We start from the raw sequence: 23,091 nt of genomic DNA, 5'->3' as shown, positions 1-23,091 counted from the left end.
TTAATTGTTTCAGGCTGTTTATTACGCCTTTGATCCCTTTCAGCTGCATTTGCGAAACGTTGCGATTTACAATGCCCGACCTCTGATGGAGACCAGCCTCCGTGGATGTCCTCACGCAACTCAACGCTTATCTGCACCGACTGCTGATTGAACCGGTCGCCGAGCAGTTCTTCAGCCTGTTCGATCTGAACGGTCGCATTGGCGTGGCGTTTATCTTCACGTCCTATTGCGTGGCCTATGGTCTGTTCCGCTACAGAAAATCCCGAGGCCTGACCGAGGCCCCCACCTTCTGGCAGTTCCTTGGCGGCGGTCGCGTGCATGGGCATCGCTCGGCGTGGCTGGATTATCGCTACTACTTCATCAAGGGCATTCTGCGGGTCGCGCTGGTGTTGCCGGTCGTGGCGCTGGTCGATCCGCATATCCTGCGCTCAGGCGACTACGTGCAGTTTTTCACCCGACTCTGGGGCGCCCGCGAGCAGGTCTCGGATCATCCGTCGATCGCGTTGTTGTACGGCCTCGGCGTATTTGTGTTCAGGGACTTCCTGCACTACTGGATTCACCGCGCCTTTCATTCCCGTTTTCTGTGGGAATTTCATAAGGTCCATCATTCGGCACCGGTGCTGGTGCCGGCCACCGCCAGCCGCATTCACATCGTCGAATCGATCTTCGAACGAGTCGTCATCACCGCCGGCCTTGGCGCTTTTGCCGGCGTGGTCTGGTATGCCTGTGGCGGGGAGGTCAGCCGCTACACGCTATTCGGCGTAACGTGGCTGGCACTGATCATCAACAGCCTGGGGGCCAATCTGCGGCACAGCCATGTCTGGCTGTCGTTCGGGCCGAAGGTCGAACACGTGCTCAACAGCCCAGCCCAGCACCAGATCCACCACAGCGACGCACCGCGACATTTCAACAAGAACTTCGCGATCAACCTGTCGCTGTGGGACTGGATGTTCGGCACGTTGTACGTCACCACTTCAAAACCCGAAGTCTTGCGCTTCGGCACGGGCGAGCAAGACCGCACACGTTATCTGACGGTGTACAGCCTGATCGTCACGCCGTTTGTGGACACCGCGAAACGCTTGTCGTCGAACGCCGACGGGCTCAGAACCTGGTTCAACCAGCGTACGCCATGAGGGCTTCGCCGAAGGCCTGCGGGGTCGGGCTTTGCGGCCAGCTTGGCAGCCCCTCGGGCAGCGTCAGCCAAGGTTGTTTGTGACTGACCCAGATGTGTGCCATCGGTTGCAGTGAGCGGCTTTCATCGAGCGTGCCGGCGCGCAGAACGCTCATCCCCGGTGCGGCCGTGGTGGTGTTGCACAGACGCGTATGGCAGACACTGCACAGCTGATGTTCGGCGTGTTGCCCATTGAGATCGTAGGCATAAGTGGCCAACGGTCCGGTCAGCGTCAGGGCGTCGGTGGGCAGCAGGGCATGCAGTGCAAAGGCACTGCCGCTCCAGGTCTGGCAATCCGTGCAATGGCAGGCGTAGATGGCCGGCGGCACTTCGGTGTTCAACTGATAACGGACGGCACTGCAGCGACATTGGCCGGTGAGTGTCATGGGCAAGGCTCCTTCAACTGCGGGTTCGATGCCGGGCGCAAGGCCCGTGCGGTATGCTCGCGCAGCATGCCGCAGACCCCGGTGAATGAACATCGGCCAAAACTGCCCAACCGCTCACAGGAAATGTATGAACGCTCCACAACTTCATTGGGAAACCCAGCGCGCCTTTCTCGCGGTACTGCGCACCGGCAGTCTGTCGGGCGCCGCGCGCTTGCTGGGCATTGCCCAGGCCACGGCACGGCGGCGGATCGAGGCGCTGGAGCAGAGTGTCGGCGTCAGCCTGTTCATTCGCTCACCCTCGGGGCTGTTGCCGACCGAGACTGCCAGGGAGTTGATCGGTCACGTCGAAACCATGGCCCTGGCCGCCAATGCTTTCAACCGCGCCGCTTCCGCTGACGTGGCGCAAACCAGCGGCACCGTGCGCCTGACCTCCGGCAAGCTGTTGGGCGTCGAGATCCTGCCGCCGATGTTGCGCCGCCTGCGTCAGCAACACCCGCAATTGGCGCTGGAATTGAACGTGTCGAATCGTCTGCAAACCCTCTCACAGCAGGAGGCCGACGTAGCCGTGCGCATCCGCCGTCCGACCGAAGCTTCGGTGGTGGCGCGCAAGGTCGGCGATCTGCACGTGGGCCTCTACGCCACACCCGAATTGCTGGCGGAGCAGGGCGTGCCTGAAACGGTTGAGGACTTGCGCCGGTTTCCGCTGATCGGCCCGGATCGTCATGGGGGCGAGATCGAGTTTCTATGTGCGCGCGGCTTCGATTGCTCGGCAGAGCACACGGTCATCCGCACCGATGATCATCTGGCGCAATGGGCGGCGTTGCGCGCGGGTCTGGGGATTGGCGTGAGTTTTCGGCAACTGGCCCAGCGACATGGACTGGTGCGAGTCCTGCCCGGTCAGGTGGACTTTACGGTGGATGTGTGGATTGCAATGCATCAGGACATGCGCCGGGTGCAACGGGTTTCAGCGGTGTTCGATGGCTTGGGAGCGGACTTGCAGGTTTTTCTGGAAGCCTGATTTTCAGATGATATCAATATGCGATAACGGTATTTAAATTTCGTTTTTTATAGCGATAGAGTCCGGCCTCACAGATTTCCCAGAAAATCACTGCGAGGTTGTCATGGCCCTACCGTTCAAACGTTCTGCACTGACGCTGCTGGCGGCTTCGTTGGCTGGCGCTCTGCTCGGCAACACTGCTCAAGCCGAAGGCAAGATCAGCATCGCCCAGCAATTCGGTATCGGTTATCTGATTCTGGATGTGGTGCGCGATCAGCACCTGATCGAGAAGCACGGCAAGGCTCAGGGGCTGGACATCAAGGTCGACTGGAACAGCATTTCCGGCGCTACCGCCATGAACGAAGCGCTACTGACCGGATCGCTGGATGTGGTCTCGGCCGGCGTGCCACCGATGCTCACTGTGTGGGATCGCACCAAGGGCAAACAGAACGTCAAGGCCATCGCTTCGCTGGGCTCGATGCCCAACTACCTGCTGACCAATAACCCGAACGTGAAAACCCTCAAGGACTTCAGCGACAAGGATCGCATCGCCGTGCCGGCGGCGGGCGTGGGTTTCCAGTCCCGCACGCTGCAGATCGAAACGGCCAAAGAATTCGGTAATGACCAATACAAGAAATTCGACGACATCTCCGTCAGCCTGCCGCACCCGGATGCCACGGCCGCGTTGATCGCCGGCGGCTCGGAAATCAACGCACATTTCTCCAGTCCGCCATTCCAGTACCAGGCGTTGCAGAATCCCAACGTGCATAAAGTGCTGAGTTCCTACGATGTGCTCGGCGGCCAGGCCACCTTCAACGTGCTGTACACCACGGAAAAATTCCACGACGAAAACCCGAAAACCTACAGGGCGTTCTACGACGCACTGGTCGAGGCCGAGCAGATCATCAAGGCCGACAAGCCTGCGGCCGCACAAGCTTACATTCGTGTTGAACAGTCGAAGTTGCCGTTGGCGCTGGTGGAGAAAATCGTTACCGATCCGGAAATCGATTTCACCGTGGTACCGCAACGCACCTACATATATGCAGAGAAGTTGCAGGAGCTGGGTGTGCTGAAAAACAAGGCGGACAGCTGGAAGGATTATTTCTTTGAAGAGGCGCATGGCGGGGCGGGGAGTTGAACAGTCGTCATTTGTGAACAGTCCGCCCGGCAGCCTGTGCTGACGGGCGGACTTTTCGTATCAACTCACCGAGTCATCAAAGATGCTCTCAATCGGTATCTCGAACGCCCGGGCAATCTGGAACGCCAAAGGCAGGCTCGGGTCGTAGCGTTCGTTTTCAATCGCATTGATGGTCTGGCGCGAAACGTTCAGACGTTCGGCCAGATCCACCTGTGACCATTTGCGCTCGGCGCGCAGTTCCTTGAGGCGGTTCTTCATTGGTAGCGGCGCCGGGCGATGCGCAGGCCGATCATCCACATTGCGCCCATCACCGGCCAGACCCACAACCACGGGATATGCGGGGCGCCCACCGTTTCCAGAAAACCGTAAGTGAAGGTCAGCAGGGCCGATGCGGCGAATGCAAAGCCGAGAGCTTCGAACTGGATACGCAGATACATTTCGTCGAGACGTCGCATGTCGCGTACGACCGTCCAGCAGAACAAGCCGACCGGAATCATCGGCATCAGCACGATGACGCCGCGCAGGTAAGCGTTGGCATGCGCCAGATAAATCAGCGCGGATTGCGATGCCAGCAGCACCACTGCGTACAGGACCATTGCAGCGGTCATCTCTCGGTTGAATCGGTTCATGTCCAAACTCCTATGTAAAAGACGCTTTACATAGTCGCTTAAGATATTTCCGATGTAAAGCATGCTTTCCATGAGGTCGAGGTGAGGAGGCTGGATTCCAGCAATGGTTTTTTGCCGAGGTCGTCGACGGTCTGGGTGCCCGCACGTCCGCCGGCCAGGTGAGCGACAAACCCGCGTCTATAGTGAGAGGGCTGTGTGAAACGGGTGGCGCACCTCAAGGCTGCGACGGGAGGCGCCGAGTGAACAATCTGCTGTTATTCATTCAGGAGATCGCCATGAGCCAGATCGAAAAAGTCCTCTACACCGCAAAGACCCACACCACCGGCGGACGTGACGGAGCGTCGCGCAGTTCCGACGGGATTCTCGATGTCAAATTGTCGTCCCCCGGCACCAACGGCGGAGGGACCAATCCGGAACAACTGTTCGCTGCCGGCTGGTCGGCGTGCTTCATCGGCGCGATGAAAGCGGTGGCGGGGCAACAGAAAATCAGCCTGCCAGCGGACCTGGCGGTGGATGCCGAAGTAGACCTGGGCACCAACTCGGGAGGGTATCTGTTGCAGGCACGTCTCAATGTGAGCCTGCCGGGCATGGAACGCGGCGCGGCGCAGCAACTGGTGGATGCGGCGCATCAGGTGTGCCCGTACTCCAAGGCCACGCGCAACAATATCGAAGTCGAGTTGAAACTGGTCTGACATCCAGATGCAAACGGGGCGGCATGATCGTCGATCATGCCGCCCCGTTTGTTTTTGAAGCCGTAAAACTGTCAGTCAGCGATCAATGCATCTTGCTGTGATCGTGGCCTTCCATGTTGGTCAGCGAGCGCACCGGCGCCTGGACTTCGATGGCTTGTTTCTCGCCCTTGGCGTTTTCGACGGTCAGGGTCAGCGGCACGTTGTCGCCTTCCTTCAGTTGACCGTTCAGGCCCATCAGCATCACGTGGTAGCCGTTCGGATCGAACTTCACAGCCTTGCCGGCCGGCAGGTCGACCGAGTTGACCGGGCCCATGCTCATCACGTCGTTCTTCATGGTCATTTCGTGAATCTGCACATCCTTGGCCACCGGCGATGCAACGCTGAGCAGCTTGCTGTCGCTGTCGGCGGTGACGGTCATGAACGCGCCGCTGGCCGACTGGTTTGGCACGGTTGCACGGACCCAGGCGTCATCGACCTTGGTCTGCGCCGAAACCTGGAAAGCCAGGCCCAGCAGGGACAGGCCCAGAGCAGCACGTTTGATGTTGTTCAGAAAAGGGTTCATCAGCAGACCTCCATGACGGTAAGCAAGTCTTCCGTACACTCTTGTGCAGAAAGCGATTGGGACAGACCCACGCGCAGGTTGCCGCGGGTGTCGTAGACATAACTGGTAGACGTGTGCGACAGGGTGTAGGTGTCGCCGGCAGGGACTTTTTCGTAGAAGACGTCGAATTCCTTGGCGGTGGCCTTGGTTTCCTCAAGGGTGCCGTACAGGGCGACGAAGCTCGGGTCGAAGGTCTTGACGTAGGCGTCGAGGATTTGCGGCGTGTCGCGTTCCGGGTCGAGGGTGATGAACACCACTTGCAGGATGTCGCCATCCTTGCCCATCAGCTTCTTGATTTTTGCCGCGCGGGCCAGTGTCGTCGGGCAGACGGCCGGGCACTGGGTGAAACCGAAGAAGATCATCGGCATCAGGCCGCGAAAGCTCGACAGCGTCACGGTGTTGCCTTCAGTGTCCTTGAGCTTGAAGGTGCGTCCGAGGATCTTGTCACTCAGATCCTTGCCGTACTTGTACGACAGTTGGCCACGGGTGTCGCAGCCGGCGAGCAGGCCCAGACCGAGCACGCCCATTCCCGCAAGCACCTTGCGGCGAGTCAACAAAGCCGTCATCTAATACCGCCCTTTGCAGCCCGCCGGTCAGCAAGACAGGCGGGGGGTTAACCGTAAAAGCGGCGCATGATACCAAAATGAACCGCCAGGTCGGTTTTTGATCACCAACCAATGTCGGATCGGGCGACAAAAGGTGTAAGAAAAAATGACCTGCGGTTATTGCGGAGACGATTCAACCGGACTCCAGCTGCCGCCCAGCGCGGTGTACAGGTTCACTTGCGCCACCAGTTGCGCCAATCGGTCAGTGATCAAGCCTTGCTGGGAGCTGAACAGCGAACGCTGGGCATCGAGGAACGTCAGGCTGCTGTCGACGCCGGTCTGATAGCGGTGCTGCGCCATGTCGTAATAGTCCTGGGTCGCCTGCACCAGATCACGCTGGGCCTGGAGTTGTTGCTGGTAGGTCTGGCGCGCCGCGAGTCCGTCGGACACTTCCTGGAAGGCGGTCTGAATGGTCTTTTCGTACTCGGCGACGCTGATGTCCTTCTGCAATTTCGCGTAATCCAGACTGGCGCGCAGGCTGCCGGCATTGAAGATCGGCAGGTTGATCTGCGGCTGGAACGTCCAGGCGCCGGAACCGCCCTTGAACAGCCCCGACAGGTCGCGACTGGAAGTGCCGGCGTTGGCGGTCAGGCTGACACTGGGAAAGAACGCCGCCCGGGCCGCGCCGATATTGGCATTGGCCGCCTTGAGCTTGTATTCGGCCTGGAGAATGTCCGGCCGGCGCTGCAGCAGATCCGACGGCAACCCGGCCGGTACTTGCGCCACCAGATCACTGTCCAGCGGACGTGCCGGCAGAGTTTCAGGAACCGGTGCGCCGACCAGCAGTGTCAGGCTGTTCAAGTCCTGGGCGACCTGGCGTTGATAGCGGGCGAGGCTGGCGCGGGTGCTGTCGACGCTGGTCTGCGCCTGGATCTGATCCAGCGCCGAGGACTTGCCGGCCTCGCGGTTGCGCGTGGTCAGGCGCAGGCTTTTCTCGTCGGCGGCGAGGGTTTCTCGGGCCAGGGCCAGCAACTCCTGGTCGGCGCGCCAGGTCAGGTAGGCATTGGCGACATTCGCCACCAGGCTCAGTTGCGCACTGCGCCGGGCTTCTTCGGTGGCCAGCCAGCTCATCAACGCCTGATCGCTGAGGCTGCGCACCCGGCCGAAGAAATCCAGTTCGTAGGCGCTGATGCCAAGGTTGGCGGAGTAGGTCGACGTGATCGCCGCTTTGGTTTTGGTCACGCTCGCCGGCACCCGCTGGCGCAGTTCGTTGGCATTAGCCGAGACCGCCGGCAGCAGATCGGCGCGCTGAATGCGGTACTTCGCCTGGAACGCCTCGACGTTCAGCGCGGCGACCCGCAAGTCGCGGTTATTGATCAGCGCGCTCTCAATCAACTGTTGCAACGCCGGGTCATTGAACAATCCGCGCCAGTCCTCGACCGCGCTGGTGGCCTGGGTTGGCGCAGGGTAGGCGGGGCCTTTCGGATACTGCGCCGCACTGGGCGACGCGGGCTGCTGGTAGTCGGGAACCAGCGAGCAGCCGCCCATCAGCAACGCCATGGACAGCAGGGAGATCGGCAACCTGGACATCAAACAGCCTCGTTCACGAATGAGAGCGGGCGCCGGGCGCCCATGATGAGAGAAACGCCGGATCAGGCCCCGGCCATCCATTTCGCCAGACCGTGACGACCACTGACCCCGAGCTTGGCGGCCGCGCGCTTGAGGTAGGTCTCGACCGAGCTGTTCTTGACCCGCAACCGCTCGGCCATCTGCGGCACGGTGCCGCCGGTCAGCAAGCCCAGGCAGACTTCCTTCTCGCGCACTGACAGGGTGATGTCGCCCAGCGCCAGGCGTTCGTCGAACACCTGTTGCAACGGTGTCTGCTCCTGATCGGCCTGGAGCGGGCGCGGTTGTCGGGCGACGATTTGCCGACGGATCTGCGCGTGACGCTCGATCAACGGCAGCAGGGTGTCGGACAGGCTTTTGAGAAACGACAGTTCCGGCAGGGAAAACACCCGGTGCGTGTGAGGGCGACAGAACGAGATGACACAGCGGCGGTTGGAGGTGCGTGACACCAGATTGCACTGATGGACGCTGCGGTGCGGGTGTCGTTGCTGCAGCGAAGCTTTGAGTTGAATCAGCAGCGAGTCATTCATCTCGATCATCTTCTGCAACAGCGGATGATCGTCCTGGCATTGCAGGGGATCCGGGGGCGGGAAGGTATCCGGCAAACCGGCGCTGCCCAATGCCTTGATCTCGACCACGCTGGCCTCGCGCTCGTCGAGTGTCCATTCGCTGAGATCCACCCGGTTGACCGGTACCAGGGTGTCGACCAACTGAAACATGTTCGTGGCGAAACGCTCGTTCCCCGTGCTGGCGATCAACTCGCCCAGCTGCCAATAGAAGTGCGGGTTGTCCATGTTGCGAAGACTGCCGGTCAGATTCATATCCTTGTCATCCTTGATTTAAAGCCATTGCCGAATCGTCTGCCGTGCATGCACCTGTGAAGCCGCCACCCAATCATTTCTCCTTGAAATCGATCTGGAGCGGGATTTAAGCCTATGCATTTGTCCTACGTCTGTAGGGGAAAACGGGGACACAAAGTGCCACTATTTCCGGATTAATGGCGCCACGTTTCTGTCAGTCCTAGGGTGACAAGCCTGTAGGACGTGACTGTACGGTCTAGCGGAAACCCCGAAAACCGGGGTTCAGAGCGCCGTTTCCCAGCATTGCGAAGTCGTAGTCAGCGCAGGTGGATGGCGATTGTCCTACAGGATTTTCAGTCATTTCTTTCCGAACTTTTGGTGGGATGGCCGGCCAGTCGAGGCCTGTCAGCCCGCAGGGCAGGGCAAAGAGGGGGGAGTTGTCCGGGTTTCACGTGTCATGCGGGTTTCGGGGCCGATGCTTGAATACGCGCCAAATCACATGAGACGGATCTTATGAACCAATTTGCTGCCGATGCGGCGGACGGTCTGTCCGCGATTTCCGAGGCCTTCCCGCTGACTGCCGCCCAGAGCGACATCTGGCTCGATCAACTGCGTCAGGGGGATTCACCGCTGTACAACATCGGCGGCTACGTCGAGCTGACCGGCCCACTGGATCCGGCGCTGATGCAGGCGGCTCTGGAAGGTCTCGTGGCCCGGCACGACGCCATGCGCACGATTCTGTTGCCGGGCGCCGGCCAGCACGGCTTGCCCCTGCAGCGCTTTGCGCAGTCCTTGCCGGCCCCGATGCCGATCCATGACGTTTGCGCGCAGCCCGATCCACAGTCCGCGGCGCGCAGGCTGATTCAGGAACGCATCGAGCAGCCGTTCACGCTGGACGGCGGGCCGTTGTTCCGGTTTCTTCTGATCCGTCTCGATGCCGATCATCATTGGCTGTCGATCCTCGCCCATCACCTGATTGTCGACGGCTGGGGTTTCGGCGAGATGCTCAAGTCGCTGGACGAGATCTATAACGCGCTGGCGCTTGGGCAACAGCCGCCGGACTCGGCACCGTCCTATGTTGATTTCATCCATGACGATGCGCGTTATTACGAGTCGGCACGCTATACCCACGACCGGACGTACTGGCTGGACAAGTACCGCAACCTTCCCGAGCCGTTATTGCTGCCCCGATATCAGGAACGCTTTGCCGGTGCCCCGGCCCCGACCCGGATTTTCTCTCAGGCTTTTCCTGCACGGCTGCACGAACGCATGAAACACGTGGCCCGCGAATACGGCGGGTCGGCGTTCCATGTGTTGCTGGCAGCCTTGCACGTGTATTTCAGTCGCACCGCCCAACGTGACGAATGGGTGGTGGGGGTGCCGCTGCTCAACCGTTCCGGTGCCCGGTTCAAGTCCACGCTCGGGCTGTTCACTCAGGTCAGCGCAGTGCGGATGGGGTTTGGCCGGGCGTTGTCGTTCGGTCAGTTGATCACGGCGATCCGCGACGAATTGAAGCGCGATTTCCGTCATCAGCGTTTTCCGCTGAGCGAAATGAATCGTGCATTGGGCCTGCTGCGCGAGGATCGCTCCCAACTGTTCGAACTGACGGTGTCCTACGAGCAGGATGTTCACGAGTACCGCTACGGCGAGGCTCAGGCGCGGGTCATCAAGGTCTCGAACCATGAGGAGGGCACGCCGCTGGCGGTGCATTTGCTCAGCACCCTCAACAACGACAAAGACAGTTTGTACATGGTCTACAACGAAGCCTATTTTGGCGCCGATGAGATCGAAGCGCTGTCCGGGCGCCTGTTGCTGGTGCTGGAACAGGGCCTGGAGAATGTTGACCTGGCGCTGGATGATTTCAATCTGAGCCTGCCAGTCGAATCGGCGTTGCTGCAGCAGTGGAATGACACGCGCGCGGATTACCCCAACGAGTTGACCATCCATCAGCGCATCGAAGCGCAAGCGGCGGCGCGGCCAGAGGCGGTGGCCGCAGAGTTTCAGGGACAACGGCTGACCTATGCCGAGCTGAACCGAAAGGCCAACGCCCTGGCCCATCACTTGATCGGGCTCGGTGTACGGCCCGATGACCGCGTGGCGCTGGTTGCCCGCCGAGGGCTGGACACGCTGGTCGCGCTGCTGGCGATCCTCAAATCCGGCGCCGGTTACGTGCCGGTTGATCCGGCCCATCCTGCGGAGCGCTTGAGCTATTTATTGAGCGACAGCGCTCCGGTCGTCGTCTTGACCCAGCGCGATCTGCGCGAACGGCTGCCGGTGCTGAATGTGCCAGTGATCGACATTGACGCGCGCATCTGGCCGGTCAACGATCTCAACCCCGAGGTCTCGGGCCTGACCACCGCGCATCTGGCCTACGTGATCTACACCTCCGGTTCCACCGGCCAGCCCAAAGGCGTGATGGTCGAACATCGCACGCTTTCAAATCTGGTCGACTGGCACTGCTCAGCCTTCGATCTGTGCACCGGTCGCCACACCTCGAGCCTCGCCGGCTTCGGTTTCGACGCCATGGCCTGGGAAGTCTGGCCCGCGCTGTGTGGCGGTGCAACCCTGCACCTGGCGCCGTCCCGCGACGGGGGCGAAGACATCGACGCGCTGCTCGACTGGTGGCGTGCGCAACCGCTGGACGTGAGTTTCCTGCCGACCCCGATTGCCGAATACGCGTTCAGTCGCCACCTTGAACACCCGACCCTGCGCACGCTGCTGATCGGCGGTGATCGCCTGCGCCAGTTCAATCGCGAGCAGACGTTCGCGGTGATCAACAACTATGGCCCGACCGAGGCCACCGTGGTCGCCACCTCGGGCCGAATCGAACCGGGTCGGACGCTGCACATCGGCAAACCCGTGAGCAATGCCACGACCTATCTGCTGGATGACCGACAGCGTCCGGTGCCGATTGGTGTGGCCGGTGAGCTGTACGTTGGTGGCGCCGGGGTGGCGCGGGGTTACTTCAACCGTCCGGAGTTGACTGCCGAGCGCTTTCTCGACGATCCATTCAGCAACCAGCCAAACGCGCGGATGTACCGCACCGGCGACCTCGCACGCTGGCGCCCGGACGGCAACATCGAATACCTGGGCCGCAACGACGATCAGGTGAAAATCCGTGGCGTGCGCATTGAACCCGGTGAAATCGAAGCCGCATTGAGCAGCCATGAATCCGTGCGCGATGCGGTGGTGCAGGTGCGCGACGGGCAGTTACTGGCCTGGTTCACCGAACGCCAGCCGCTGGACATCACGCAACTGCATGCCCATCTGCAAACCCGTCTGCCGAGTGCGATGCTGCCTTCGGCCTACGTGCGCCTGGCGGTGCTGCCCCTGACGGCCAACGGCAAGCTGGATCGCCAGGCGTTGCCGGCACCGGGACCTGAGGCGTTGATCCGCCGCGAATATGAAGCCCCGCAAGGTGACGTCGAAATCCTCCTGGCGCAGATCTGGGCCGAGGTGCTGCAAGTCGAAAAGGTTGGGCGTCACGATCACTTCTTCGAACTGGGCGGGCACTCGTTGCTGGCGGTCAACCTGATCGAGCGCATGCGTCAGCTCGGCATGAGCAGTGATGTGCGCGTGTTGTTCGGCCAGCCGACTTTGGCGGCACTGGCCGCGTCGGTGGGCACTGGCCGCGAGGTCGAAGTGCCGGCCAACCGCATTCCGCCGGGCTGCACGCAAATCACGCCGGACCTGTTGCCGTTGGTAGAACTGGATCAGACCACTCTCGACCGGATCATCGCCACGGTGCCGGGTGGGGCGGCCAACGTGCAGGACATTTATCCGCTGGCGCCGTTGCAGGAAGGCATCCTTTATCACCACATCACCGCCGCGCAGGGTGATCCGTACCTGCTGCAATCGCAGCTGGCGTTCGACAGCGTCGAGAGGGTCGAGGCCTATGCGGCCGCGTTGCGTCAGGTCATGGCGCGGCACGATATCCTGCGCACCGCCGTGGTCTGGGAAGGTTTGACCACGCCGGTGCAAGTGGTCTGGCGCGAAGCCGAACTGCCGGTGCAGGAAATCACCCTCGATCCGGCCGAGGGCGATGTCCTCGAACAATTGCACGCGCGCTTCGATGCCCGGCGTTATCGCATCGACGTCAGTCAGGCCCCGCTGATCCGGCTGATGTATGCCCGCGACCCGGCCCACGGGCGGATCGTCGCGATTCTGTTGTTCCACCACCTGGCGCTGGATCACATCGCGCTGGAAGTCTTGCGTCATGAAATGCGCGCCAACCTGTTGGGGCAGGGCGAACCGTTGCCGCCGTCGGTGCCGTACCGCAATTACGTGGCGCAGACACGACTGGGCGTCAGCGAACAGGAACACGAAGCGTTTTTCCGCGAGATGCTCGCCGACATCGACGAGCCGACCCTGCCTTTCGGTTTGCAGGACGTGCAGGGCGACGGTCGCGGCATCGACGAAGCCGTGCGAACGCTTGCGCCTGAACTGGACCGGCGCTTGCGCCTTCAGGCGCGGCAGGCGGGTGTCAGCGTGGCCAGCCTGATTCACCTGGCCTGGGCGCAGGTGCTGGCGGCGACGTCGGGGCAGGAACATGTGGTGTTCGGCACAGTGTTTATGGGCCGTATGCAGGGCGGTGAAGGCGCGGACCGCGCGCTGGGGGTGTTCATCAACACCTTGCCATTGCGGGTGGACATGGACCGGGGCGCGCGCGATGCGGTGCTGCTCACCCACGCCCGACTGACCGACTTGCTCGGGCACGAACATGCGTCACTGGCGCTGGCCCAGCGTTGCAGCGGGGTCGCGTCACCGGCACCGCTGTTCAGTGCGTTGCTCAACTATCGACATACTGACCTTGAGGCGCAGGAAGCGGCGTCGGACCAAGCCTGGCAAGGCATCCAGACCCTGGAGAACGAAGAACGCACCAACTACCCGATGACCTTGAGTGTCGATGATCTGGGCAGTGCCTTGCAGATCACCACGCGGACCCTGATCAGCATCGGCGCCCAGCGCATCGGCGACTATGTGCAGACTGCGTTGCAGACGCTGGTGGATGCCCTGGAGCAGACACCACAACAACCGCTGAATCGCTTGCCGATTCTGCCGGCGGCGGAGCTTGAGCAGCTGCTGGTCGGGTTCAATGCCAGCGAAGTCGATTGCCCGCTCGATCAGCCGCTTCAGGTGCTGTTCGAACAGCAGGCGCAACGCAGCCCCGACGCCATTGCCTTGCAGGCCGGGGATCAACAGCTGACGTATCGCCAATTGAACGAGCAGGCTAACCGTCTGGCGCATCATCTACGCGAGCACGGCGTGCAGCCCGATTCTCGGGTGGCGATCTGCGTCGAACGCAGTCTGGATCTGATAATCGGTCTGCTCGGCATTCTCAAGGCCGGCGGTGCGTATGTGCCGCTGGACCCGGACTATCCGCTGGAACGCCTGCATTACATGTTGCAGGACAGCGCGCCGGTGGCGGTGCTGGTGCACGAAGCCACCCGCCATCTGCTGGGCGATCCGGGCGTGCCGGTCATCGATTTCGACCGTTGCACCTGGCAGGACGCGTCGGCCGATAACCTGCACGTACCGGGGTTGAGCGCTGCGAACCTGGCCTACATGATCTACACCTCCGGCTCCACCGGCACGCCGAAGGGCGTGATGATCGAGCACCGAAGCGCCTGCAACATGGTGCACTGGGGCTCGCAGATCAGCCCGCCGACCGAGCATGGCGCGCTGTTGCAGAAGGCGCCGTTCAGCTTCGACAGTTCGGTGTGGGAGATCTTCTGGCCGCTGTGTTCCGGCCTGCGGCTGGTGCTGGCGCGTCCCGACGGCAACCGCGATTCGGCGTATGTGACCCAGGTGATTCGCGAACGACAGATCACCGTGGTCAAGTTCGTGCCAGCGCTGCTGCAACAGTTCATCGAACAGGACGATGTCAGCCAGTGCACCAGCCTGACCGACGTGCTCAACGGTGGCGGCGAACTGACCGCCGCACTGGCCCGGCGTGTCCGCGAGCGCCTGCCATGGGTGCGTCTGCATAACGTCTACGGGCCGACCGAAACCACGGTCGACAGCACCGGCTGGACGCTTGAACCCGATCAATCGGTACCAGAGGCCGTAGTGCCGATCGGCAAGGCCCTGAGCAACACCCGGCTCTATGTGCTGGACGCCCACGATCAACCGGTGCCATTCGGCGTCAGCGGTCACCTGCACATCGGCGGGGTCGGGGTCGCGCGGGGGTATCTGGGGTTGCCGGACATGCAGGCCGAGCGCTTCATCGACAGCCCGTTCGTGGCCGGTGATCGCCTGTACCGCACCGGCGATCTGGTGCGCTACCGAGCGGATGGCAATCTCGAGTTCCTTGGGCGCAACGACTTCCAGGTCAAGCTGCGTGGCCTGCGTCTGGAACCGGGGGAAATCGAAGCGCGGCTGATCGAGCATCCAGCGGTGCGTGAAGCGGTGGTGCTGGTGCGGGACGAGCGGCTGGTGGCGTATTTCACCGTGCGTGAAGGATTCGACGCGCCCAGCATCGAAACCTTGCGCGCCCATGTGCTTGAGCGCTTGCCGGAGTACATGGCGCCGGGCGCTTACGTGAAGCTCGATGCGTTGCCCCTGACCCCCAACGACAAGGTCGATCGCAAGGCCTTGCCGGCACCGGGGGCAGAAGCGGTGCTCAGTCGTCGTTACGAGGCGCCCGAAGGGGAGGTCGAGATCAGGCTGGCGCAGATCTGGGCCGAGGTGCTGCAACTGGAGCAGGTCGGTCGCAACGACCACTTCTTCGAACTCGGCGGGCATTCGTTGCTGGCGGTCAGTCTGGTGGCGCGCATGCGTCAGGCCGGGCTGCACGTCGATGCCCGGACGCTGTTCAGCCAGCCGACCCTGGCTGCGCTGGCGGCTCAGACTTCGGCGCAGTCAACGCAGGTGGAAGTCCCTCAAACCACCATACCGACGCTCAATCGCAAACGCCGGCTCTGAGCGACATCGGCGCCGATTCGCGGTTCCCGCGGATCGGCGCCATGACTGGCCGGTCACGAGTCTTGTCCCCGCTTCCCATGTCAGACACCCAAGCCCCGATGTTTTAGCTTTTCCGGGCTGCGCGTGGCCGCACGGATTCGCCGCTGCGCGCTCCTTTTTCCAGAATTTACAGCAGGTTACCCCCATGCAATTTCGCGAGCTGATGGCTGTTATTTCCACCCATGCGATCCGCCTTCAACAGGACGATGAAGACCTGGTCATTCTGGGCAACGACGACGCGCTGGACGACGCGTTGTGGGACAGCCTCGCCAAGCACAAGGCGCAATTGCTGGAACTGGTGGCGAGCCACGGCGGCGACTGGTCGAGCCCGGCGCTGCGCATCACCCCGGACATGCTGCCGCTGGTGAAACTGGATCAGCCGGCCATCGACCGCATCGTCGCCACTGTGCCGGGTGGCGTGGCGAATGTGCAGGACATCTATCCGCTGGCGCCGCTGCAGGAAGGCATGCTGTATCTGCACCTCGCGGCCGGCGAAGGTGATCTGTATGTGCAACAGGCGCAGTTCACCTTCGACAATCACCAGCGCCTCGACGCATTTGCCCAGGCGTTGCAATGGGTGATCGACCGTCACGACATTCTGCGTACCTCGTTTGTCTGGGAACGCCTGGACGAGCCGGTGCAAGTGGTCTGGCGCCAGGCACCGCTGGTCTGCGAAGAGGTGCAGCTCGACACCTCCACGGATGTGTTCAGCCAGTTGCAGGCGCGCTACGACGCCCGTCACTTGCGCCTCGATCTGCAACAGGCGCCGCTGCTGCGTCTGGTGTACGCACGGGATCCGGCGCAGGGGCGGATCGTTGCGTTGTTGCTGTTCCATCACATGATCATCGACCACATTGCGCTGGACGTGGTGCGCCGCGAAATCCAGGCCTGGCTGCAAGGGCAGACTGAGCTGGTGGCGCCGGCGGTGCCGTTTCGCAATCACCTGGCGCGGGCGCGCATGGCCCTCGATGAACAGGCCCACGAAACGTTCTTCCGCGAGATGCTCGGCGATATCGACGAACCGACATTGCCGTGGGGCCTGCAGGATGTTCACGGCGGCGGACAGGATTTCGAAGACGCACAGCTCAGACTCTCTGACGATTTGAACCTGCGACTGCGCACGCAAGCGCGGCAACTCGGCGTGAGCGTGGCGAGCCTGATGCACCTGGCGCTGGCGCGGGTGTTGGGCCAGTTGTCCGGGCGCACCTCGGTGGTGTTCGGCACCGTGTTGCTGGGGCGGATGGAGGCGGGTGACGGCGGCGAGCAGGCGTTGGGCATGTTCATCAACACCTTGCCGCTGCGGGTCGATGTCGGCGCACAAAGCGTCTACGACGGCGTGCTTGCCACGCATCGACGGTTGAGCGCCTTGCTTGCCCACGAACAGGCGTCGCTGGCATTGGCCCAGCGTTGCAGCGCGTTGAGCACGCAGACACCGCTGTTCAGCGCCATGCTCAATTACCGTCACAGTGCTGTCGGTGATGTCGCCGAGGTGATCGAACTGGCCCCCGGCGTCCAGGTCCTGAGTGGCAAGGAACCGACCAACTACCCGCTGACCTTGAGCGTCGATGATCTGGGCAGTGGTTTCCGGTTGTCCGCCATCGCCCCGACCGGCATTGGCGCCGAACGCGTCTGCGGCTATGTGCAAACCGCACTCGACGCCTTGCTGGACGCTCTGGAACAGTCGCCCGAGACGCTGATCAACCAGTTGCCGATTTTGCCGGAGCAGGAGCGTCAGCAATTGCTGGTGGGCTTCAATGACAGCCGCGTCGAGTTCGATCTGGAACAGACCGTTCATGGCCTGTTCGAGGCTCAGGTCGAGCGCACGCGGCAAGCCATTGCGTTGCAGGCCGATGAGCTGTCACTGACGTACTTTGAGCTTAATGCGCGGGCCAATCGCCTGGCTCACCGATTGCGTGAGCTGGGTGTCGGGCCGGACACGCCGGTGGCGATCTGCGTCGAACGCGGGTCTGAACTGGTGATCGGCCTGCTGGGCATTCTCAAGGCCGGTGGCGCTTACGTGCCGCTGGATCCGGCCTACCCGGCGGAACGTTTGAACTACATGCTCAAGGACAGCGCCCCGGTGGCGGTGCTGGCGCACGGCGCGACCCGGGCGATGTTCGAGGCGGGCGGCGTGCCGTTGCTCGATTTCGATCAGGATCACTGGCAGGACTACCCCGATCACAATCCTCAGGTGCCGGGCCTGAACGCTTCGAACCTGGCCTACGTGATCTACACCTCGGGTTCCACCGGCACGCCGAAAGGGGTGATGGTCGAGCACCGTGGCCTGGGCAATCTGCTTCATTGGAGTTCGCAGGTGTGCCCGCCCGTGGCGGACGGCGCCCTGTTGCAGAAAACCCCTTACAGTTTCGACGCTTCGGTCTGGGAGCTGTTCTGGCCGCTGACGGCCGGCCTGCGACTGGTGCTGGCACGTCCCGATGCGCACTTCGAACCAGCGTATCTGACGCAAGTAGTGCGCGAGCAGCGCATCAGCGTGATCCAGTTCGTCCCGGCGTTGCTGCAACAGTTCCTCGACGTGGAAGACGTCAGCCAATGCACCAGCCTCACGGATGTTTTCTGTGGTGGCGGCGAGCTGACGCCAGCGTTGGCCCGTCAGGTACGCGAGTGTCTGCCGCAGGTGCGGTTGCACAACGTCTACGGCCCGACTGAAACCACGGTCGACAGCACGGTGTGGACGCTGGAGCCGTCGATGCCCGTGCCGGAAGCGCTGTTGCCCATCGGCCGACCGGTCAGCAACACCCGTTTGTATATTCTCGATGAACAGTTGCAGCCGCTACCGCTGGGTGTGGCCGGTGAGCTCTACATTGGCGGCGTGCAGGTGGCGCGCGGCTACTTGAACCTTGCATCGCTCACCGCCGAGCGTTTCCTCGACGATCCGTTCAGCGATCAACCGAATGCGCGGCTGTACCGCACCGGCGACCTGTGCCGCTATCGGGCGGATGGCAACCTTGAATACCTCGGTCGCAACGACGATCAGGTGAAGATTCGCGGCTTGCGTATCGAGCTCGGGGAAATCCAGGCACGGCTGATTCAACTCGATACCGTACTCGCCGCCGAAGTACTGGTGCGCGAAGACGTGGCCGGCGATCCACGGCTGGTGGCGTACTACACCGGTGAGCCGCTGGACATCGGCGAACTGCGCGGCCATCTGCTGGAGCAGTTGCCGGATTACATGGTGCCGACGGCGTTCGTCCATCTCGACGCCATGCCCCTGAGCCCCAACGGCAAACTCGACCGCAAGGCCTTGCCGGCCCCGGATCAGAGCGTCCAGTTGCTGCGCGGGTATGAGGCGCCGGTCGGCGATGTGGAATACCGCATCGCCGAGATCTGGCAGACCCTGCTGAACGTCGAACAGGTCGGGCGGCATGACAATTTCTTCGAACTGGGCGGCCACTCTTTGCTGGCGGTGAAACTGGTCGAGCGCATGCGCCAGCAGGAATTGAACTGCGATGTGCGGGTGCTGTTCGGCCGGCCAACCGTGGCGGGGCTGGTGGCAACCCTGGGCGCTTCGTCCAGCGTTCAAGTGCCGGTCAATCGCATCACCCCTGACTGCCAATACATCACGCCAGACATGCTGCCCCTGGCCTCACTCGATCAGGCCGGCATCGACCGGGTGCTGGAAAACGTCCCCGGTGGCGTCGCCAACGTGCAGGACATCTATGCGCTGGCGCCGTTGCAGGCGGGGATTCTGTATCACCACATGGCCGCGACTGCCGGTGATCCTTACGTGTTGCAGGCGCAATTCGTGTTTGACGGGATCAAGTCGATCAAGGCGTTTGTGCGCGCCGTCAACGTGGTGATCGCGCGGCACGACATCCTGCGTTCAAGCGTGGTCTGGGAAGGTCTCGAAGAGCCGGTGCAAGTGGTCTGGCGGGCGGCGCCGCTGGCGCTTGAACGAGTCGATGCCTACCCGCAGGACGGCGACGTGCTGCAACAAATGCAGGCGCGTTTCGACCCGCGTCACTATCGTCTGAATCTGGGCCGCGCACCGATGATGCGCTTTGCCTACACCGAGGATCCGCAGCAACAACGCTGGGTCGGCATTCTGTTGATGCACCACTTGATGCTCGATCACACCGCGCTGGAAGTGCTGGTGAGCGAGATGAACAGCGTGCTGCACGGTCACGCCGCCGAACTGGCGACTCCGGTGCAGTACCGCAACTATGTGGCACAGGCACGGCTCGGCGCGGATGCCGAGGCGCACGAAGGGTTTTTCCGCGACATGCTCGGCGACATCGATGAGCCGACTCTGGCGTTCGGCGTGCAGGACGTGCATGGCGACGGCAGCACGGTGGTCGACAGCCAACTCACGCTGGACACCGCGCTGGCCTTGCGTCTGCGCGAGCAGGCACGCCGGCTCGGCATCAGCGTGGCGAGTCTGGCGCACCAGGCCTGGGCGCAGGTACTGGCGCAGCTTAGCGGCCGGGATGAGGTGGTGTTCGGCACGGTACTGCTGGGCCGGATGCAGGGCGGCGAGGGCGCCGACCGGGCGTTGGGACTGTTCATCAACACCTTGCCGCTGCGCGTCAGCGTGACCGCCACGGCGGTACGCGACAGCGTGCTCGCCACCCATGAACGGCTGGCGCAGTTGCTCGCGCATGAACAAGCGTCACTGGCGCTGGCCCAGCGTTGCAGCGGGGTTTCGGGGGCGTTGCCGCTGTTCGGCACGTTGCTCAACTATCGCCACAGCGCACCGCAGGCTGCCGGCTTGACTCTGGACGGCATTGAATTGCTCAGCTCCCGCGAGCGCAGCAACTATCCGCTGGTAGTCAGCGTCGATGACCTTGGCGAAGGTTTGCGTCTGAGTGTGCAAGCGGTGCCGGGTATCGATGGTGCGCGGGTCTGCGAGTACATCAACATTGCCTTCGACAGTCTGGTGCAGGCGCTGGAGCAGACGCCGCAACTGGGTGTTGATCAGTTGTCGATTCTGCCGTCGGATGAGCGTCGGGAGTTGCTGGTCGGTTTCAATGACACCCAGCGGGATTACCCGTCGGGTTCGACGGTTCATGGTCTGTTCGAGCAGCAAGTGAAACTGCATCCGCAAGCCGTGGCGGCGGTTCATGGACACACCGCGTTGACTTATGAAGGGCTGAATCAACGGGCCAACCGACTGGCCCACCATCTGATCGGGCAGGGCGTACAGCCGGGCGACCATGTGGCGATCTTGCTGCCGCGTTCGCTGGAGTTGTTGGTCGCGCAACTGGCCATCGGCAAATGCGCGGCGGCTTATGTGCCGCTGGACATCAACGCCCCGGCCGAGCGTCAGGCGTTCATGGTTGAAGACTGCGGGGCGAAAGCGCTGCTGACCTTGAGCACTGAAACGGTTGATTACGCGGTGCGCCGGATCGATCTGGATCCGCTGCCGTTGGACGCGCAACCGACGCATAACCCGGACCTGCCGCAGTCGTTCGAATCCCTGGCCTACATCATGTACACCTCCGGTTCCACCGGCACGCCGAAGGGTGTGATGGTGCCGCACCGGGCGATTGGCCGGTTGGTGATCAACAACGGTTACGCCGATTTCAACCCGCAGGACCGCGTGGCATTTGCGTCCAACCCGGCATTCGACGCCAGCACCATGGACGTCTGGGGGCCGCTGCTCAACGGCGGGCGAGTGGTGGTCATTGATCACGCGACCTTGCTCGATCCGCACGCATTCGGACAGGGATTGGCGACTTCGGGCGCCACGATCCTGTTCGTCACCACCGCGCTGTTCAACCAGTATGTGCAGCTGATTCCCGAGGCGCTGAAGGGGCTGCGCATCGTGCTCTGCGGTGGCGAACGCGCCGACCCGGCCGCCTTCCGCCGCTTGCTGGCCGAGGCGCCGGATCTGCGCATCGTTCACTGCTACGGCCCGACCGAAACCACCACCTATGCCACGACGTTTGAAGTGCGCGAAGTGGCAGAAGATGCCGACAGCGTGCCGATTGGCGGCCCGATCTCCAACACCCAGGTCTATGTACTCGATGCCCGTCAGCAACCCGTGCCGATGGGCGTGACCGGCGAGTTGTACATCGGCGGCCAGGGCGTGGCGCTGGGCTATCTGAATCGCCCGGACCTGACCGCCGAAAAATTCCTGCAAGACCCGTTCAGCGAGCAACCGGGCGCGTTGCTGTACCGCACCGGCGACCTCGCACGCTGGCTCGCGCCGGGGCAACTGGAGTGCATCGGTCGTAACGACGATCAGGTGAAAATCCGTGGTTTCCGCATCGAACTGGGGGAAATCGAAAACCGCCTGCTGAACTGCGAAGGGGTCAAGGAAGCCATCGTGCTGGCCCGTCAGGACGGCCAGGAGCCGCTGCGTCTGGTGGCGTATTTCACCGCCGAAGAGGGCATCGACAGCGCCAGCCTGCGCGAACAATTACAAGCACGTCTGCCGGAATACATGGTGCCGTCGGCCTGGGTGCAACTCGACGTCTTGCCGCTGAACAACAACGGCAAGGTCGACCGCAAAGCCTTGCCGCTGCCGGATCAGAGCGCCTGGCTCAGCCAGGCATACGAAGCCCCGCAAGGCCCGGTGGAAACCGCGTTGGCGCAGATCTGGGCCGATGTCCTGAAGCTGGAAAAGGTCGGTCGCCACGACAACTTCTTTGAACTGGGTGGCCATTCATTGCTGGCGGTGAGCCTGATCGAGCGCCTGCGCCGGATCGGCCTGAGCACCGACGTGCGCCTGCTCTTCAGCCAACCCACTCTGGCTGCACTGGCTGCGGCGGTGGGCAGCGGTCGCGAAATCGAAGTGCCGGCCAATCGCATTCCTGCTGATTGCACCCACATCACCCCGGACTTGCTGAGCCTGACCGAGCTGGATCAGGCCAGCATCGACCGGATCGTCGCCACCGTACCGGGCGGTGCTGCCAATGTGCAGGAAATCTACCCGCTGGCGCCGTTGCAGGAAGGCATCCTTTATCACCACTTGAGTGCTGAGCAGGGCGACCCGTACCTGCTGCAATCGCGGCTGGCCTTCGACAGTGTCGAGCGTCTGCGCACCTTCACCGACACCTTGCAGCAGGTCGTCGCCCGCCACGACATCCTGCGTACCAGCGTTGTCCACGAAGGCCTGGCGATTCCTCATCAAGTGGTGTGGCGCCACGCCGAACTGGTGGTGCAACACGTAACGCTGGACCCGGTGCAGGGCGACATTCTCGAACAGTTGCACGAGCGCTTCGATGCCCGTCACTACCGCCTCGACATCAGCCAGGCACCGCTGCTGCGCATGGTGTATGCCGAGGATCCGAAACAGCAGCGCGTGGTGGCGATCCTGCTGTCCCATCACCTGATCCTCGATCACACCGCGCTGGAAGTGATCGTTGAAGAAATGCGCGATGTGATGTTCGGTGAGATCGACCACCTTTCGGCGCCGATCCCCTATCGCAACTACGTCGCCCAGGCACGCCTGGGGCTCGGCGAACAGGAGCATGAAACGTTCTTCCGCGAGATGCTCGGTGACATCGACGAGCCGACGCTGCCGCTAGGACTGCGGGATGTGCAGGGCGACGGTCACGGCGTCGAGGAAGCGCTGCAACCG

Annotated in this window: 13 protein-coding genes (1 of these 13 only partly in view); 6 read left to right on the top strand and 7 right to left on the bottom strand. The window is 62.4% G+C overall.

Translation table 11 applies throughout. The annotated features are described in order from the left end of the window. The first annotated feature begins 101 nt into the window (after positions 1 to 101). Positions 102 to 1,133 carry a sterol desaturase family protein gene (locus AC1RR7_RS15475; RefSeq protein ID WP_102621875.1) on the top strand — a complete coding sequence of 344 codons (1,032 nt, stop codon included), beginning with the start codon at positions 102 to 104 and terminating at the stop codon, positions 1,131 to 1,133. Here AC1RR7_RS15475 and AC1RR7_RS15470 read toward each other — a convergent pair. Beyond that, complete coding sequence (locus tag AC1RR7_RS15470) at positions 1,114 to 1,557, bottom strand: GFA family protein (RefSeq protein ID WP_102621874.1); 444 nt, start codon at positions 1,555 to 1,557, stop codon at positions 1,114 to 1,116. The genes AC1RR7_RS15475 and AC1RR7_RS15470 overlap by 20 nt on opposite strands. Positions 1,558 to 1,684: 127 nt before the next feature. Between AC1RR7_RS15470 and AC1RR7_RS15465 the strand changes: the two genes are divergently transcribed. Both AC1RR7_RS15465 and AC1RR7_RS15460 read left to right on the top strand, forming a co-directional pair. Next, on the top strand, positions 1,685 to 2,575 hold the full coding sequence (locus tag AC1RR7_RS15465; protein ID WP_493157928.1) for a LysR family transcriptional regulator: 891 nt from the start codon (positions 1,685 to 1,687) through the stop codon (positions 2,573 to 2,575). Between the two features lie 103 nt (positions 2,576 to 2,678). Continuing rightward, on the top strand, positions 2,679 to 3,692 hold the full coding sequence (locus AC1RR7_RS15460; protein WP_102621872.1) for an ABC transporter substrate-binding protein: 1,014 nt from the start codon (positions 2,679 to 2,681) through the stop codon (positions 3,690 to 3,692). Positions 3,693 to 3,752: 60 nt separating this feature from the next. Here the strand turns inward: AC1RR7_RS15460 and AC1RR7_RS15455 are convergent, their stop codons facing one another. Together AC1RR7_RS15455 and AC1RR7_RS15450 are read right to left on the bottom strand one after the other, a co-directional pair. Next, on the bottom strand, positions 3,753 to 3,950 hold the full coding sequence (locus tag AC1RR7_RS15455) for a helix-turn-helix transcriptional regulator (RefSeq protein WP_493157927.1): 198 nt from the start codon (positions 3,948 to 3,950) through the stop codon (positions 3,753 to 3,755). Continuing rightward, positions 3,947 to 4,321: a hypothetical protein gene (locus AC1RR7_RS15450; protein WP_493157926.1), complete on the bottom strand. Its 375-nt coding sequence runs from the start codon at positions 4,319 to 4,321 to the stop codon at positions 3,947 to 3,949. Before AC1RR7_RS15450 ends, AC1RR7_RS15455 begins: the two co-directional genes overlap by 4 nt. Before the next feature lie 275 nt (positions 4,322 to 4,596). Here AC1RR7_RS15450 and AC1RR7_RS15445 point away from each other — a divergent pair, with 275 nt between their 5' ends. Continuing rightward, the gene (locus tag AC1RR7_RS15445; protein WP_085733053.1) at positions 4,597 to 5,013 is read left to right on the top strand and encodes an organic hydroperoxide resistance protein; all 417 of its coding nucleotides are present in this window, start codon (positions 4,597 to 4,599) and stop codon (positions 5,011 to 5,013) included. Between the two features lie 82 nt (positions 5,014 to 5,095). Here the strand turns inward: AC1RR7_RS15445 and AC1RR7_RS15440 are convergent, their stop codons facing one another. From AC1RR7_RS15440 to AC1RR7_RS15425, 4 genes are all read right to left on the bottom strand, one after another. Then, a complete protein-coding gene (locus AC1RR7_RS15440) occupies positions 5,096 to 5,575 on the bottom strand; it encodes a copper chaperone PCu(A)C (protein ID WP_096820559.1) in 480 nt (159 codons plus the stop codon). Further along, a complete protein-coding gene (locus tag AC1RR7_RS15435) occupies positions 5,575 to 6,180 on the bottom strand; it encodes an SCO family protein (RefSeq protein WP_102622132.1) in 606 nt (201 codons plus the stop codon). Before AC1RR7_RS15435 ends, AC1RR7_RS15440 begins: the two co-directional genes overlap by 1 nt. A 156-nt stretch (positions 6,181 to 6,336) precedes the next feature. Further along, a complete protein-coding gene (locus AC1RR7_RS15430; RefSeq protein ID WP_493157925.1) occupies positions 6,337 to 7,749 on the bottom strand; it encodes an efflux transporter outer membrane subunit in 1,413 nt (470 codons plus the stop codon). Between the two features lie 62 nt (positions 7,750 to 7,811). Beyond that, the gene (locus AC1RR7_RS15425; protein ID WP_096820562.1) at positions 7,812 to 8,606 is read right to left on the bottom strand and encodes a helix-turn-helix transcriptional regulator; all 795 of its coding nucleotides are present in this window, start codon (positions 8,604 to 8,606) and stop codon (positions 7,812 to 7,814) included. A 492-nt stretch (positions 8,607 to 9,098) separates the two neighbouring features. Here AC1RR7_RS15425 and AC1RR7_RS15420 point away from each other — a divergent pair, with 492 nt between their 5' ends. Further along, positions 9,099 to 15,509 carry an amino acid adenylation domain-containing protein gene (locus tag AC1RR7_RS15420; RefSeq protein ID WP_493157924.1) on the top strand — a complete coding sequence of 2,137 codons (6,411 nt, stop codon included), beginning with the start codon at positions 9,099 to 9,101 and terminating at the stop codon, positions 15,507 to 15,509. Positions 15,510 to 15,693: 184 nt separating this feature from the next. Continuing rightward, a protein-coding gene (locus tag AC1RR7_RS15415) for an amino acid adenylation domain-containing protein (RefSeq protein ID WP_493157923.1) crosses the window boundary here: on the top strand, positions 15,694 to 23,091 show its 5' end (the start). It continues 8,871 nt past the right edge of the window; the window shows 7,398 of its 16,269 coding nt (coding positions 1-7,398); the start codon lies at positions 15,694 to 15,696; the stop codon falls past the right edge of the window.

Source organism: Pseudomonas sp. GW821-FHT11G12, from assembly GCF_058808055.1.
The sequence above is the reverse complement of the archived record's forward strand: the minus strand, read 5'-3'. Positions and strand labels throughout refer to the sequence as shown.

Coding starts and splice junctions, on each gene's coding strand:
- AC1RR7_RS15450 (WP_493157926.1), bottom strand. CDS start 4,321: ATGAACCGATTCAACCGAGAGATGACCGCTGCAATGGTCCTGTACGCA.
- AC1RR7_RS15455 (WP_493157927.1), bottom strand. CDS start 3,950: ATGAAGAACCGCCTCAAGGAACTGCGCGCCGAGCGCAAATGGTCACAG.
- AC1RR7_RS15430 (WP_493157925.1), bottom strand. CDS start 7,749: ATGTCCAGGTTGCCGATCTCCCTGCTGTCCATGGCGTTGCTGATGGGC.
- AC1RR7_RS15470 (WP_102621874.1), bottom strand. CDS start 1,557: ATGACACTCACCGGCCAATGTCGCTGCAGTGCCGTCCGTTATCAGTTG.
- AC1RR7_RS15435 (WP_102622132.1), bottom strand. CDS start 6,180: ATGACGGCTTTGTTGACTCGCCGCAAGGTGCTTGCGGGAATGGGCGTG.
- AC1RR7_RS15460 (WP_102621872.1), top strand. CDS start 2,679: ATGGCCCTACCGTTCAAACGTTCTGCACTGACGCTGCTGGCGGCTTCG.
- AC1RR7_RS15445 (WP_085733053.1), top strand. CDS start 4,597: ATGAGCCAGATCGAAAAAGTCCTCTACACCGCAAAGACCCACACCACC.
- AC1RR7_RS15420 (WP_493157924.1), top strand. CDS start 9,099: ATGAACCAATTTGCTGCCGATGCGGCGGACGGTCTGTCCGCGATTTCC.
- AC1RR7_RS15465 (WP_493157928.1), top strand. CDS start 1,685: ATGAACGCTCCACAACTTCATTGGGAAACCCAGCGCGCCTTTCTCGCG.
- AC1RR7_RS15425 (WP_096820562.1), bottom strand. CDS start 8,606: ATGAATCTGACCGGCAGTCTTCGCAACATGGACAACCCGCACTTCTAT.
- AC1RR7_RS15440 (WP_096820559.1), bottom strand. CDS start 5,575: ATGAACCCTTTTCTGAACAACATCAAACGTGCTGCTCTGGGCCTGTCC.